The 14652-nt window shown below is 69.4% G+C and carries 11 protein-coding genes; 10 read left to right on the plus strand and 1 reads right to left on the minus strand.

Annotation, left to right across the window (positions count from 1 at the left end; all coding sequences use genetic code 11):
* The first annotated feature begins 4 nt into the window (after nucleotides 1-4).
* From NGR01S_RS28905 to NGR01S_RS28940, 8 genes are all read left to right on the plus strand, one after another.
* Nucleotides 5-2647, plus strand: coding sequence for a hypothetical protein (locus NGR01S_RS28905; protein WP_063042432.1), 2643 nt, complete (start codon nucleotides 5-7; stop codon nucleotides 2645-2647).
* 33 nt (nucleotides 2648-2680) lie between these two features.
* A complete protein-coding gene (locus tag NGR01S_RS28910) occupies nucleotides 2681-4174 on the plus strand; it encodes a PPE domain-containing protein (protein ID WP_063042434.1) in 1494 nt (497 codons plus the stop codon).
* Entirely contained in the window at nucleotides 4171-4533 is a 363-nt protein-coding gene (locus NGR01S_RS28915) for a YbaB/EbfC family nucleoid-associated protein (RefSeq protein ID WP_245664816.1), read from the plus strand. Before NGR01S_RS28910 ends, NGR01S_RS28915 begins: the two co-directional genes overlap by 4 nt.
* Nucleotides 4534-4541: 8 nt before the next feature.
* Nucleotides 4542-5204, plus strand: a complete 663-nt coding sequence (locus NGR01S_RS28920) for a hypothetical protein (RefSeq protein WP_063042467.1) — start codon at nucleotides 4542-4544, stop codon at nucleotides 5202-5204.
* 28 nt (nucleotides 5205-5232) lie between these two features.
* The gene (locus tag NGR01S_RS28925) at nucleotides 5233-5601 is read left to right on the plus strand and encodes a hypothetical protein (protein ID WP_063042436.1); all 369 of its coding nucleotides are present in this window, start codon (nucleotides 5233-5235) and stop codon (nucleotides 5599-5601) included.
* A 29-nt stretch (nucleotides 5602-5630) separates the two neighbouring features.
* A complete protein-coding gene (locus NGR01S_RS28930) occupies nucleotides 5631-5936 on the plus strand; it encodes a hypothetical protein (RefSeq protein WP_063042438.1) in 306 nt (101 codons plus the stop codon).
* Nucleotides 5937-5945: 9 nt separating this feature from the next.
* On the plus strand, nucleotides 5946-8492 hold the full coding sequence (locus NGR01S_RS28935; protein ID WP_063042441.1) for a hypothetical protein: 2547 nt from the start codon (nucleotides 5946-5948) through the stop codon (nucleotides 8490-8492).
* 92 nt (nucleotides 8493-8584) lie between these two features.
* A complete protein-coding gene (locus NGR01S_RS28940) occupies nucleotides 8585-10585 on the plus strand; it encodes a type VII secretion target (protein WP_063042443.1) in 2001 nt (666 codons plus the stop codon).
* Between the two features lie 274 nt (nucleotides 10586-10859).
* Here the strand turns inward: NGR01S_RS28940 and NGR01S_RS31820 are convergent, their stop codons facing one another.
* Complete coding sequence (locus NGR01S_RS31820) at nucleotides 10860-11963, minus strand: hypothetical protein (RefSeq protein ID WP_174551762.1); 1104 nt, start codon at nucleotides 11961-11963, stop codon at nucleotides 10860-10862.
* A gap of 191 nt (nucleotides 11964-12154) precedes the next feature.
* Between NGR01S_RS31820 and NGR01S_RS28950 the strand changes: the two genes are divergently transcribed.
* Together NGR01S_RS28950 and NGR01S_RS28955 are read left to right on the plus strand one after the other, a co-directional pair.
* Nucleotides 12155-13126 (plus strand): C40 family peptidase, encoded by a 972-nt coding sequence (locus tag NGR01S_RS28950; protein WP_063042447.1) that lies wholly within the window; start codon nucleotides 12155-12157, stop codon nucleotides 13124-13126.
* 15 nt (nucleotides 13127-13141) lie between these two features.
* A partial coding sequence (locus tag NGR01S_RS28955) for a WXG100-like domain-containing protein (RefSeq protein WP_063042449.1) occupies nucleotides 13142-14652 on the plus strand: 1511 nt, incomplete at its 3' end.

The raw sequence follows: 14652 nt of genomic DNA on the forward strand, positions 1-14652 counted from the left end.
TGAGATGGGTATCGGTGGTTTCATCGCGGATGTCGCCGTCAGCACGATCGTCGGGAAGGTGATTCCCGGTGGGGCGATTACGAAGGGGATCGTGGGTGGTGCGGCCGGTGGTGTGGCCGGCGAGTTCTGGGAGAACGGCCCGAGTATGGACGGATTCATGTCCGGCGCCGGTCTGGGAGCCGCGGGTGGTCTGATCGGTGTGGGGGCGAGCAAATTCGGGGTGGGTAAGCTCCTCGAAAAACGTAAGGGCTCATTGGATGAGGCCCTGACCAAGGCGGGTGAGCCGAAAGCGGCCGCTACTTCCGCGGCGGGCGCCCACAGTTCGGCCGATGGTGCTCTCACCGTCGCGCAACGGGAGCTGGATGCCGCCGACCAGGCGCTCACCGACGCCAACGACAGGCTCGCCGATATCCAAGATCTTATTCGGCGGAACGGGAGCAACAAATCGCTGCGGCGGCAGGAGATGGATGCCAAGCAGGCCGTTCGTGACGCGACCCGGAAGCAGTCCGACGCACAGGCGGCCCGCGACGATGCCATACTCACCCGGGACACCGAACTCGACAACTGGATTCGCAAACAGGGCGAGGCCGACTCCGCGGCGGCAGGCTTGAAGAAAGCCGAAGACGCGCTGAAGAATTTCGACAAGCAAAGTAAGTGGGTGGACAAGTGGGGGCAGCCGGTCCTCATCGGCCTTGGCTCGGCCGGTACCCGCGCGCTATGGAACCACTACAATTCTTCGGACGAGGGCGGCGGGGGTACTGCCCCTGGCGCGGCCGGGAACAGTATCCCGCTGGTGTGGGACGGTATCAAACCCGCGAGCGCGGCGGGAGTCATGGGAACGGAGCCGTTCGTTCAGCAGACGGGAGTCGACGCCAAGAGCGTGCCCGGTGGGTTCCTGTTGCGGCCGGAGAAACTGGATCCGAACCTGATCGAGTGGTATAGCGGATTGAAAGACTCCTTCGCCTCCACTTTTGTCACCAACTACGAACTCTACGGCGATCTGAAGAAGAAGAAAGAGATCGAGTTGAAGCCCGTTCCGACGTTGGCGAAGCGGGCCGCTGTGCAGAGCACCGGCGGTGCGGCATACAAAACTGCCGCCGAGGCACTCGATAAAACCGCGATCACGCTGACGACCCAGCAGGAGACCGTGGTGAACGCGCTCCCGAAAGTGGAGGAGATCACGGCGACCGGCCAGGAGAACATCGGGTTGATCATCGCCGGGGTCAACGAATGGATGCAGACAAGGCTTCAGCAGGGCTCCGATGTCGAGGTCATCAATATATTGGGCCAAGGGTTCAGTGAACTGGCCGGGCAGCTCAAAGGGGACGCCGAGAAGAACGCGGAAATTGCCGACGAGATCGCGAAGAAAACCGCTGCCGCCGACAAGGCCGCGTCCGAGGACCTGGCCAACTCCGTCGGCAACTACGCGAATCAACAGCAGAACCCGGCCCTGAACCCAGACAGTTCGCGGATCGGAGTGAACAACCCCTACGACCCGGGCAATCTCCCCGGCTACTCCAATCCGCCGACGACCGCGGACCTGAAGGATTCCACCGAAAAGTTCAAGCAGCAGGCCGAAGACCTGCAGAAGCAGGCCGACAACGCGCTGGGGATCGGCAAGAGCCCGTCGACCGCCGACCCGGCCTCGTACAACCCGAACACTCCTTCGTACAACCCGAATACCGCCGGGGTCGGAGTGAACGATCCCGCGAGTGGGCTGGGAGGTTTGTTCTCCCAGTTGCCGATGATGATGGCCAGCCAAGCGGCTATGCGCGGTATGAACGACCCTGATATGGCCGGGCGTTTCCGCGATATCGACCCGTCGCGCTACGACCGCGCCGCCGCCCCGACCATGCCACAGGCCACCCCGCCGGCCGGCACCACACCGTGGTCGAACCAGGCGGCCGCGGCCACCAATGCCAACAATGCCGCCGCCGCTGCCACACCGGCCCAGCCCGCACACAACCAGGCCGGGCCGCCGAACGGGGTCAACTCGAGCCAGACCGGCGTCGGTGTGCCCAAGCGGGTCGCCGGGGAAGACGGTCTGGTGCCCTATGTGCTGCCGGACGGGCGTACGCAGCGGATTCCTCTCTCGGCGGCGCAGGGGCTCGACAGCGCGTTCGCCAACAAGAACGGCACCGACGCCAAGGCCGCCTATCAGGGGACCGCGGCAGCGTGGGCGAGCAACCGGGACATCGGGCCGGCTACGGATCCGTCCCAGCTGACCACCGGTGATGTCGCCACCTGGCTTTGGAAGCCGAAGAGCGAGCCGGAGCAGCCCGCACTGGTCCCGGCCGCGACGTCCGGCCAGCCCGCGGCCGTCGTCACCGTCGGCGGTGATACCGGGGACAAGGCGAAGCCGCCGAAGGACAAGCCGGATACGGGATCGGGCGACGAGCCGGAATACCGGACGGCGATAGTGGTCGCCTTCGGAAACGGGGAGAGTGGCACTCTGGAAGTGGTCGTGGCCGGGGAACTCCGGGAGTATACGCCGGAAATGTCGGATACTGAGGGTGACTTCGGTGAGTTCGCGGGCTTCAAGCATCCGAAGGGCCTGGAAGCCGCGGGCGACAAGGGTCAGGAGACGATGCAGACATCCACCGACCAGACCGCGGCCGATGTGCCGGCGTTGACGGCGCCGGTTTAGCGGCCGGAAGGTGCGGGTGAGAGGAGATGAGACATGGCGCTGAATGTCGATCTCGGTGAACTGGTATCGGTCGCGGGGCGTTCTGCGGACCTGGCCCGGCTCACCGGCGCGGCCGTGCCCCGTGAATGGGTGCTCCCCGCCGGCTCCGACCCGATCTCCGCGCAGGCCGTCCCGCAGTTGAACGCGCAGGCGGCGGCACTGTTCAACGCCACCGTGGGGGTGCTGAACAAGATCCAGCGCGATGCGCACCTCATCGGGCAGGCAGCGGTGGAATATGCCGCCGCGGACGATGAGGGTGCCCGGCTGATCAACGGATCGGCGGGGGAGCTGGTGGACAATCCTGTCCCCGCCGTGGAACAGGTGGGGTATCGCCGGGTTCCGCCGGGGTTGAGCAATATGCCGGTCACCACGGGCGACCCGCTGACCTTCGCGCGTCAGCTGCAGAGCGGGCCCGGTCCCGAACCGGCGCATCGGTTCGCCGATTCGGTGCGCTTGTTCAACACCAGTTCCCGGACGCAGGCCGCCGGTGATATGGACCGGGCGGGCTCGATCCTGCAGAACTGGAGTCCGGTGGGTTCACAGGTCGCGCAGCGGTTCACCACCTACCGTGGCTGGATGGACCAGTTGGGGGACGCGATGGAGAAGCTGGCGCAGGGCGCCGAATCCTATGGCAACGCGTTCGCCCGGGCGAAGGCCAAACACCCGACCCCGGAGGAGATCCTGGCCGCCCGTAAGAAGATGCTGGCGGCGGCGCGGTCCAAGAATCAGGCGGCCCTCGCCGCCGCGACCGCGGAATACAACGAGTTGAACGTGCGTTCGGGCGAAGCTACGGGTTCGTATGCCACCGAGACGGGTACGAGTATCGCGAATTCGTCGCAGAGTACGGGGGAGGCGGCGGCGCAGACCGGCGCCGGTGGTTCCGGTGGTTCCGGCGATGCGCTCTCCCAGATGCTCCCGATGCTCATGAGCATGATGCAGCTCGGCAGCAACGGTCTGTCCGATACCGGGGATATCTCCGACGACGACTGGTACGACGACTATTACGACGACTACGGCCTCGGGGATTACGCGGTACCGTCGTACGGAAGTCCTTCCGGTGGGTCGCCGTCGCTGCCGACGATGCCCGGCGGCGGGATACCGAGCGCCGCCGATGTGCAGACCCTGTCGGCGACGACGGCCATGCCGCTGACCGCCGCCAATGCCGGCGGCAATGTGGGCGGCGCGCCACGGGTGCCGGTGGCCGAGACCGCCGCGGGCGGCGGAACCGCCTACGGTCGCGGCGCCGCCGGCTCGCCGATGATGCCGTACATGCCCATGTCGCCGGGTATGGGTGGCGCGGGCGGCGGCGGAGCCGGCGGCGAACGCAACCGGGTGGTCGCCTGGCATCCGGACCGGCTCATGTACGTCGACGACACCCCGCACACCGAACCCGTTATCGGGGAACGGCCCACCATCGCGCCGACGGTCACTCAACCGACACCGTCGCCGGCCAACCAGGCCCCGTCCCGCTCCGGAGGAAACGCATGAGCATCCACCCCGATGTACAGGCCGCGCTGGACGCGGCCCGCGAGTTACGGCACCGCATCGCCGATATGCGCGAGCGTATCGACGATGTGCGGGCGCGGCGGCCCTCGCCCAGCGGCACGGTGATTCCGGAAGTGGACGCGATGGGCCGGCTCACCAGCCTCTATCTGTCGCCCGGCACCGTGGATCGTTTCAGCAGCGCGGAACTGGTCACCGAAATCATGGCCGCTATCCGGGATAGCACTCAGGACGCGGCCCGGCAATACCAAGTGATCATGGAAACGGTGATCACCGACGGTGTGGCGGCCGACGCCGAGCCGGGGAGACCTGAACCCGCCGGGGTCGGCGAGGCGATGCGATGACCGGGGCCATGGGCACGGAGACGGCCGAAGATTCGGTCTCGGCAGCCGACGCGATCGGCTGGCTACACGAGGAAGGCCTGGCCCGGCTGGCGGCGCTCGGGTCCGGTTCACCCAACCCGGCTGTCGCCTTCGCCGTCGACGTGGCCACCGGGATCGTCACCAAGTATCCGGCCGCCAACGGCGGTATCGGCGCGGATTCGAGCACGGTCTCCGCCGACGATCTGCCGTTGCCGGTGGACAGCCCCAACCGGTTGGTGATCGTTGGGATAACCAACAGTGACCAGCTGCTGGTGGTGGACCTGGCCGGTTCGCTGGTGCTCGGAATCAACGGGGACCGGCCCGAATTGGCCGCGCGGTCCTGGGTGACCCAGCTGCTGCTGAATCCCGCGATCACCGTCACCACCAACAACGCGGATGTCGCGATCGGTAACAGTCCGCGCTGCCGCAAAAGCTTCATTCCGGGCGGCGGTGGGTCGATCGTCAGTGTGGACGACGGGAATCCCCCGGTGACCACGATCTCGATGAACGCCGATGTGGACGGCGCCGATTATCTGGACCTCATCGGTGACGGAAGTGGCGAGATGTATCTGGGCGCGCGGGTCTGGCCGCTGCGGCTGGCGATGACCATCGGCGACGAAACGTGGTCGGCGCTGTCGGAAACTCTGGCCTAGGCTCGGCGAAACCCTGCAGGAGACGCAAATGAACGACGATTTCGATTACGACGACACCGACGAGGGGCTCGACGGCACCCCGAGCACCAAATCCGTGGGGCCGCCCCAGGTGCACGAGGTGTTCAACCCCGACCATACCGTCGGCGTGGCCTGCGACCGCGACGGGGAAATCGTGGGGTTGCACATCACCGACGACGCCCGGGAAAACGGCGACACCTGGTTGAGCGCGGAGATTCTCAAGGTCGCGGGGCTCGCGCACGCGAAGTCCCGGCTGGGGCTGCGGCGCGAGATGGAGGCCAACGGCGCCCGGCCCTACACCATCGATTCGTTCGGCCTGCCGACCGAAGCCGCCTATCAGGCTCTGGAGGACCAGGCCTTCGGCCTCCGCCCGGCCTGACCTGGGCACAGGACAGACAGGACACGACCATGGTGGACATTGTTTCCCTCGACGCGGTGACGTCGAGCGTGGGTGAGGCCGCCGGAGCTCTCACGGTGATGACCGACAGCGTCGGCACCACCGTCGATTCGCTGGTACTGCAATCGAAAGCCGATTCGCCGCTGGACCGGAACATGACCGGAAAACTGGACTGGATCCGGGACACCTTCGCCGCCGCGGCCGCGGCGGTCGCCGGACAATCCGATACCACTGTGCAGGCCACCGATCATGGTAGAACGGTGCTCGGCAACGCCGATATCGACGGCCGCGGCGTCGTCCATTCCGCCGCGGTCTGACCGGACACGATGGCGCCGGAGCAGACCAGCCCACACTGGAACCGCATCGTCGGCGACGACTGGCCACAGATACCGCCGTCGGCGTGGCACGGCCTGGCGAGCTCTGCGCGCGAGGGCGCCGAGGCGCTGAATCTCTCCGATGTCGAACAGGCACGGCACGCGTTCGACGAGACGGTCCGGCGTTCGGCCGGGCTGGCGGAGATCCGGCGCGCCCTGGTCGCGCTGGAAGAGAACCCGCGTGCCTTCGCGGCGGCGCTGTCGGCCGCGGCAGACACTTTCGATACGTTCGGTGATGTGGTGCGGCGCACCAGGAATCAAATGCTCGATGTGGTCGACGATGCCACCGACCGGATCGAGCAGGCCACCCGCGGTGACAACAACGGCGACGACGAAGAGGGTGATGAAGCCGAAGCCGAGGCCGACCGTCAGGCGACCGAGCAGATCCTCGGCGAGGCCCGCGGAGAGGTGGTCGATATTGTCAACGCGGCACTGAATTCGCTGGGACCGCAGGGGCTGCCCCGGTTGGACGATATCGCCGAGGCGCTCGGTCAGCCGGGACCGTGGCGTACCGGGGGGACGGTCCCGCACACCCCGCGCCGGCGCCCCGGCCCGCACGGTGGTCCCGACCACCACGACCACCCGGGGCGGCACACACCGGGTTACGACGGCGGGCCGTGGGTTCCCGGCTTCGAGCGGCCGATACTGCCGAATCCGGAGCTCGGCCGGATACTGATCGACCTGATCGACGATCTGCTGCGTCCCGGACCGGACCAGGTCGGGCCGCAGCCGCTCTCGCCGCCCGAGGTCCGAGTGCCGGTGAACGCCGGTGAGATGCCCGGCGGCCCCGCGGTCACGGGGCCGGCCCCCGGCCCCGGCCCGGTGAGCGCCGATCCCGGGCCGGGGCCCGGCACCCCGGGGTATGTGCCCCCGGTACCGCGCGTCGAGGGCGCCGCGCCGCAACCGGATGTCCACGGTGGAACCGGCGGCGCCGCCGTGCCCGAGGCCGCGGCGGCCGATACCCCGAGCGACGCACAGGCCGCAGCGGATGTTCCCGCCCGGACGGAGGTATCGGAACAGCCCGATCGTGAAGTGCAGATGCACCGCGACAACGGCTCCGCCGACGTGTTAGGTGTGCTCCGGGGGACCGGCGCACCGGCACCGGAGTCCGAGGAGCATCCGGCCGCACCGGCCGCGGCACCGCCGATCTTCCCGGCCGCAGTGGCATCGGCGGCGGGAGCCGCCCCGGCGGTCACGTCGGCGACCGCCGCGAATACCGGGGCGCAGGCGCCCGCCACGTCGGCGGGTGGCTCGGCCCCGGCCGCGGGCACGGTGTCCTCCGCTCAGGCCGGCCGGGGAGCCGCGGTACCCGTCGAAGCGCATCGCGGGCCGGGGGCGACCGGCAAAGCGCTCACGCCCGGAGCGTCCTCGGTTGTCAGCGCGGTGTCCCCGGGGAAGCAGCCCGTCCCCATACCGGACGGTGATGCGAGCGCGGGGAAGTCCGCCGGGCCCGGCGAACTGGTACACGACGCGGTCGGCGCCGCCATGCTCTCGGCCTCGGCGCCGTCGTTCGTGGTGGGGGAGAGGGTCGATGGTGACCTGGTACTGGCCCGCACCCTGCTGGGCGGTATCCGAGCGGTCACCGATTCGTGGGTGGTCGGCGTCGACTGGGCCGTCGCGGTGCTGCGCCACGCCACCGGGGTGAGCGCTTTCGTCACCTCGAACGAGGGACGGGGTTGGCTGCCCGCTCGGCTGTATCTGCCGAGCGAGGTGTCGCTGCCGTGGTTGTGGTCGGTGGCCGAGGGGTGCGGCTGGGAGGGCGTCGCGGATCCGGCCCGGGTACTGGTGGAGTTCGCGATCGCCTGGGGCGCGAAATCCGGTGCGAAGCTATCGGCGCTGGCGTCGTCGCAACCGATCGATCCACAGCTGGGCCGTCTGCTCGGTACGGTCGCGCTGGCAGGCTCGGTGCCGCCGTCGGACACTATGGACCTGCGCAACCCCTCCCCGGGAACCCTGGACCGGCTGGGAATCACCGCCGCGCCCGGATTGCTCGACCGGGCTGCCAAGGTGCCCGACAGCGGGATCGCGTTGCGCTGCCTGGAATTGGCGGTGGACGCGCACACACGCGTCGCACGGGCGGAACTGCCGGCGGTGGACACCATGGACGCTCCGGCGATCAGGCTCCGCATTCTGCGCGCCCTGCGGGACGGCCGGGATTTCGCGGACAGCTGGTGGGAGGAGATCCAGGACGCCGACGATCTGATCGCCGCCACCGCGCTGGGACATCGGGCCGATACCGGTCGTATCGGGCTGGGCGAACTCCGTTCCGACGCGGCGGCTCTGGATCCCGGATCGGAGTTGTCGCTGTTGCGCACCCTCACCTTTCAGCGCCGGTGCAACGAACTGGTCCTTCTACTGGCCGAGGAGCGGTCGCGGCAGACCTTGCGCGATGCGGTGTACGCGCACGCGCAGATCCTCGGACACCCCTTCTTCGCATCGCCGCCGGCGGCGCCACCCGCTCCGCGCCGCGCCACGGTGAGTACGGCCTCGGTGCGCTGAGGTCCCGGGTTCGGGCCGACCGTACGGTCTCCCCAGCATTGGGGAGAATCGACAATGAGGATGAGTCGCTGGTGGGAAAGGATTGATCGAGCATGCCGGAATGGCTGGATATCGACCCTGCGGTACTGCGCCAGCTGGCTAGCCAACATCGGCAGGTCGCGGCGGAAACCCGGGAATGGGCCCAGCCACCGGCCGAATGGCTCGCGAACTTCGAACCCACCTATGGAAAGATCGCGAACCCGGTCAAGGAAGCGCTGGAACGTTATTACGAGGCGCGGCAACGGGCGGGCGAGGCGCTGGCGCGGGAGCACGATCAAACCGCCGACTCGTTGATCGAATCGGCGGAAGCCTACGAGCGGACCGACGCTGAAGGTGCCGCGAATATCGGTAGGGCGCTGGAAGATCCCGATGGTCCGCGCGGGATCGGCGATCCGGGTATTGCGCCCGCGGGCATCCCCTCCGGGCCGCCGTCGGGCCCCCCGCCGGGCGGACCGGCCGGTGAATCCGCGACACCGGGTGCCCCGGGCACCCAGATGCCCGCTGCCGCGGCGTCCCCGGGATTGCCGGGTGCTCCGGGTGGTGGGGATACCGCCACCAACGGCGCGGCCGCGCCCGGACGCAACGGCGAAGTACCCGGCGGCGCTGCCGCCCCGCCCGGCGCCGTGCCGCCGGCCGGCGACCGGGTCGCCGCGACGGGCGCGTCGCCGATCACCGCGGGCCCCGCGGGTGGTTCGGGCGTTACCGGCGACCCGGTTCATCCGGGCAGCGTCGTCAGCGGCCCCGCCGGCGGCGGCCAGGAAGGCCGGGGCGCGGCGGCGATACCGCCGACCGGCGCGGACGCGGGTACAGCGAGCGGAACTCCGGTCCCGATCATCGGAACTCCTTTCGATTCGGCGGTCGCCTCGGCGAAGGACAAGGCGTCCGAACCCGCCTACATCGTCGGCGACGTGGTGAATGACGACCTCGTGCTCGCCAAGACCCTGCTCGGGGCCGTCCTCGCCGCCACCGAATCAGCGGTCGGGATGACCTGGGCGGTGGCGGTCCTGCGCGGGCCCGGCGGCGCGGGCATGTTCATCACCTCCAACGAGGGCCGCGGCTGGATGCCCGCCGGGCTGTTCCTGCCCCGCCAGGTCTCCACACCGTGGTTGTGGGACGAACTGCTCGGTGCCGACGGCGAAGTCGCGGCTCCTTGGGAGGGTGTCTCCGACCCGGCACGGATCCTGGCCGAATTCGGGAAGGCATGGGGCGCCAAGGCCAATGCCGTGCTTTCCGCGCTCGCCTCGTCCGGGCCGATCGATCCCGGTCTGCAGAGCCGGCTGCCCGATGCCGCGATGCAGGGACTCGTCGGGCCGAGCTACGAGCTCGATCTTCGTGTCCTCACTCCCGATACCACTGACCGCCTGGGCCTCACCGGCTCCGCGCCGGCGCTGGAGTCCGTGGCCGCGGTACCCGATGCCGGAGTACGGGCGCGCTGTGTGGAACTCGCGCTCGACGCACACGCGCACCTGGGCCGCTCCGTGCCGGGGCACTATGACAGCGTGGGCGCCCGCGGTATCCGCGACCGCATCCTGGCCCGGGTCGAAGCCGGCGAAGACATCCCCCGGTCCTGGTGGGACGAGCTCCGCGACGCCGATGATCTGCTGGCTGCCGCGATGATCTCGCAGCGGGTGGATGTGGGCCGGGTCGATCTGGGTGCCATCCGGGTGGGCGAGGAGGTGAGCGCGTTGCGGGCCATGGTCTGGGAGCGACGTTGCAACGAACTCGTCGCGCTGCTGGATCAGGACCCGGACCGGCAGAGCCTGCGCGACGCGGTGTACGCGCACAGTCAGATCCTGGAGCACCCCACGTTCGTCGCCGCACCGGCGGCGGTATCCGCCGGGGTCGACGAGCAGGTGGTACGCCCGGCCGGTGGTTCTACGGGCGTATCGGCCCCCGTGGAACCGGGAGCCGTCGCCGGGACGGATGCGCCGCGGCCCGCGGTGGCCGCCCCGCCGACCGGAGCCGTCGCCGCGCCCGATACCGGCGCCCCACCGGCGGGGGCGGTGCCGCCCTCGGTGACTCCGCCACCGGAGTCCCGCGGAGCGGCTTCCTGATGCCGGTGCCCTCCCGCGGGGAGCGGGAGGGCACGGGGGCGAAACGGACGGTGGACCGAGCTTCCGGTGCCGGTCTCCGAACACAGGGTTCCAGTGGTGGGCGGCCCGGGTAGTGAACCGCTCGGAGCTGTTGTCCGGCCATGAGCCGTGGAGATGCTCGAAGGGGCCGCGCGGCGGATTCCGATGATCCGCTGCGTATGAAGCCGGGGGCGAACCGCGCGGTGCGTGGTCCGGAGTGGTGCCGTTGCTCGCTCGCGGGGTGCGAGCAACGGCGTCACACCTGTTTGCTGGGAGGTGTCGGGCCGTAGGGAATTTCGCTCTGCGTCTGCGGCGGCTGGTTCTGTGGCGGGGTGTCGCCCTGCGGAGGCGCGGCGTTGTCCGGGGGGGCCGTGGTCGTCGGATCGCTCGGCGTGGGGCCGGGTGACGGAGCGGGCTGACCGGGCCGGGCTTCGTCGTCCTTGTCGTCCTCGTCGTCCTCGTCGTCTTTCTGACCGAGGAGTTCCGGGAGCTGGCCGAGCATGGGCATCAGCGCCATGGGCAGCATGGCGAGCATCGGCAACATGGAACCGAGACCGCCGGCAGCACCCGCCGCGCCCGCTCCGCCGCCGGCCGCTCCGCCGCCACCGGCGGAGCCTCCCGAGCCGCCGCCTGCGGCGCCGACGTTCACATTCTGCGCGTCCTGCACCTTGTCGTGGATCTTGGTCACCGCAGCGGCGACATGATCCATGATGGTGGCTTCCTCGGCCGGTTTGAGCTTCTTCGAGCCCACCGAGCGCAGGGCGGTGTTCAGGTCGGCCACGACGTGCTGGATGGAGAACAGGGTCTGGGCCTGCTCGGCGGCGACCATCTGCGAGGTGCCGTCCACCTGCGCGTCCATGCCGACCATGGTGTCCTGCCGTGCACCCGCCGAGAACACCTGCTGCTTGTACTGGTCCACACCTCTGCCCGCTTGGGGCAGGTCGAGAGTCCGCACCTTGTCCGGAGTCTTCCCGTTTTTCGGTGGTGGTGGTGGGTCGGACCGGCCGAAGCCGAGTACGTCGACCGACTGCTGGATGGTGCTCTGCGCCTGCCCGATAAAAGTTTTCAGCTCGGTGGAACCGCCCGGCGGCACCACCAGCGTCACCTGGTATCGGGGTTTGTCCGGGCCGGAGTTGCCGACGATCTGCATCCCACTCTCGGACGTGGGTCCGCCGGTGCGCGCCGCGACGGTCTCGCCGGTCGCGGTGTCCTTCTTACTCATCAGGGTGGTCGGCTGGGCCCCGGCCGCGCCGGGCACCGGCGGACCGGGACGTGGCTCGCCCGGCCGCGCGCCGGGGGGCCGGTGGCCGCCTGTGGTTCCGGGGGTATCGAGATCCGCGTCTGCCGTCGCTGTGTCCATCCGCTGTCGTCGCCTCCCGTGATGTCCACTTTATTGTGTTGCCTTCCTAAGGATGGGAATACGGGAGGCGTCGTTCATCGGCGTGTTGTCGCATAGTCGAACGGACAACAGAGGCTTGATTGCCGAGTAATTGCCCGGGGTGCTGGGGCAGAGAGGTAAGTCGGTGCGATGAGCGATGGTGAGCTGATCGCATGCCGGCACTGACCGACGATGTGCACGGTGTGTTGCGCGAGCTGCTCGGGTTGTACGGGGCCGGGCAGCCGTCCGAGCGTGCCTCGGTCACGCTCGCGCAGGCCATGGCCGCGGATCTCACCCGGCTTTCCGGTGGGGGCGCCCGTGGCTACGGTGATGCGCTGGGCCAGCAACGTACGGTGCTCGACACCCAGTACGGCCGGGACGGGTTGGTGACCAAAACGGTCGGTGAATCGGGGGCCGGCACACTGAACGGGCGCGGCGTCCTCAGCAGTCAGATCTCCGATCTGCAGGCTCGGATCCAGGCCATCACCTCCATCGGTGACACCCGGTTCAGCGGCCCGGCACTACTCGACTCGGCTCAGCAGACGATCACGAACGCGACCAGGCAGGTGAACGCCGATATCGACGCGGCACGCAAACAAGCGGCCCAGATCATGCCGCCGGTGGCCCTCGCCGAGCGCACCCGCAAAGCGGGTGCGCCGCAACGCAAGCGGAGGCGCCGCCGGCCCCGTATGGTTTCCGGGCAACAGGTCAGCAGGGTGGCCCATCAGCCGTCTCGCCGGGGTATCCGCCGCAACTGGGACAAGACCCGCGGCGGCCGGGCGGCCCAGGTAGCGGATGGCGCGCTCGGCCTGCCCTACATCTGGGGTGGCGGTGGCGCCGGTGGGCCCAGTGGCGGCGGCTTCGACTGCTCCGGGCTGACGCAGTACGCCATCGCCCAGGCCACCGACGGTGAGGTGGTGCTCCCACGCACCACCTATGAGCAGATCTACTCGGGTGAGCGCATCGATCCGCGCGACGTGCGGGCCGGTGATCTGGTGTTCCCGGCGTCGTCGTTCAGTTCGCGCGGACCCGAACACGTTCAGCTCGCCGCGGGAAACGGTATGGTGATCGAGGCGCCGTATTCCGGCGCCACCGTGACCTATTCCCCGATGCCCCCCAGCGCCGTCGTCGTACGGGTCGTCTGAGCGGAACACCCGCCCTTGGCCATAGAGATACCCCACGAAGTAGCGCAGTTCCTGAACTTCATCGGTGTCCCGTACCCGGACATCAACGAGGATCAGGTTCGTGAGCTGGCCACTCAGGTCCGTACGTTCGCCGACGATGTCTCGGGGACGCACCAGGCGGCCACCGGGACGATCACCGATATGGGGTCGGTTTATCAGGGGCAGTCGTACCGGGCGCTGGTGGCATCCTGGGCGAGTTTGAGTGCCTCGCATATGGAGCGACTCGACGAACTGTGCCGGGCGGTGGCGAGAGCGCTCGAGATCGCCGCCGAGGTGATCACCGTGGTGAAGGTCGCCGTGCTGACCGAACTCGCGCTCCTCGCGGCCGCCTACACCGCGACCATGGCCGCGACGATCGCCACCTCCGGTGCCTCCGCGGCGGTAGGGCAGACGATCTCACTGGCGGCGAAACGTCTGATCAAGGCCATGGAGGAGATGCTCGTGGCCTATATCGTCGCCGAGGTACTCGGCAAGGCCATCGAACCGCTCGAGGCGGCGGTCTCGGACATGATCAGCGGGGTCGTCTACAACGCCGCCGCCGATCTGCTGGGAGTGGACGGCGGCGGGAACGACTCCCTGTATATCGATCCCGACGAGGTCCGCCGCTACGCGCAGGTTCTCGACGATCACGCCGACGATATCGTGAAGCACGCGGAGAAATTCGCGAAAAGCGTGGCCGACCTCGACTTCACCACACCGGTCGCGCAGCCCGGACCGGCGGGGGCACCCGGTGGCACCCAGCCCACGCCGGTCGACGGGACCCGCGGCCCGGCCGCCGTCCAGCACGGTGGCGCGCGCGTGCCGTCGGAAGTGCCTGTCGCACCCAGGAATTGGATCCCGACGCCGATGACGGCGGCAGAGTCCTCCCTGTCCGCGCCGCCTGCGGATCCCGGGCACTCGACCACGCCGGACGAGCCCGCGAAGGGTGGCGCGGTATCGGCGGCCGGCGAACCGGGTACGGCCGGATCGCGCGGTGGTTCCGCGAACAGTGCCGGCGCCGGGTCGAGCCCCGCCGGGATGCCGGCGGCCGATCCTGCCACTGCCGGGATGCCGGCGGCCGATTCGGCCACCGGGGGGATGCCGGTGACCGAATCCCTCGCGGCTGGAACGCCGCCGGCCGAGGTGCGCGGGGAGCGGCCACCGATCGTCGAGGCGCCGGCCGCTGCCGCGGGGCCGGCGCCGGTGGACCGGGAAGCCGGGCAGTACGAAGACGTACCGGTCGCGGCGCGCGAACACCCGGCCGGCCATATCGACGTTCCCGGCCAGGCCGCCGCTTCCATGGCGGAAGCGGCTTCCGACGCGCGAGCGGAAGAGAGCGCAGAGGGGGCAGGCGCGGCGCCGGGGAGCGCACCGCCGGCCGGCCAAGGAACCCAGTCGAGCCCGTGGAATCGGCAGGCGCCGGGCTCCGGCGCCGGTGGCCCGGACGATTCGGCGCGCGGCGGTCGGACGCGCCGGCGGGGTGCCGACGGCGGGCGGGCGGGCCGGAC

The sequence above is a fragment of the Nocardia grenadensis NBRC 108939 genome (assembly GCF_001613445.1).
GTDB lineage: Bacteria > Actinomycetota > Actinomycetes > Mycobacteriales > Mycobacteriaceae > Nocardia > Nocardia grenadensis.

Coding starts and splice junctions, on each gene's coding strand:
- NGR01S_RS28950 (WP_063042447.1), top strand. CDS start 12,155: ATGCCGGCACTGACCGACGATGTGCACGGTGTGTTGCGCGAGCTGCTC.
- NGR01S_RS28930 (WP_063042438.1), top strand. CDS start 5,631: ATGGTGGACATTGTTTCCCTCGACGCGGTGACGTCGAGCGTGGGTGAG.
- NGR01S_RS28925 (WP_063042436.1), top strand. CDS start 5,233: ATGAACGACGATTTCGATTACGACGACACCGACGAGGGGCTCGACGGC.
- NGR01S_RS31820 (WP_174551762.1), bottom strand. CDS start 11,963: ATGGACACAGCGACGGCAGACGCGGATCTCGATACCCCCGGAACCACA.
- NGR01S_RS28915 (WP_245664816.1), top strand. CDS start 4,171: ATGAGCATCCACCCCGATGTACAGGCCGCGCTGGACGCGGCCCGCGAG.
- NGR01S_RS28940 (WP_063042443.1), top strand. CDS start 8,585: ATGCCGGAATGGCTGGATATCGACCCTGCGGTACTGCGCCAGCTGGCT.
- NGR01S_RS28910 (WP_063042434.1), top strand. CDS start 2,681: ATGGCGCTGAATGTCGATCTCGGTGAACTGGTATCGGTCGCGGGGCGT.
- NGR01S_RS28905 (WP_063042432.1), top strand. CDS start 5: ATGGGTATCGGTGGTTTCATCGCGGATGTCGCCGTCAGCACGATCGTC.
- NGR01S_RS28920 (WP_063042467.1), top strand. CDS start 4,542: ATGGGCACGGAGACGGCCGAAGATTCGGTCTCGGCAGCCGACGCGATC.
- NGR01S_RS28935 (WP_063042441.1), top strand. CDS start 5,946: ATGGCGCCGGAGCAGACCAGCCCACACTGGAACCGCATCGTCGGCGAC.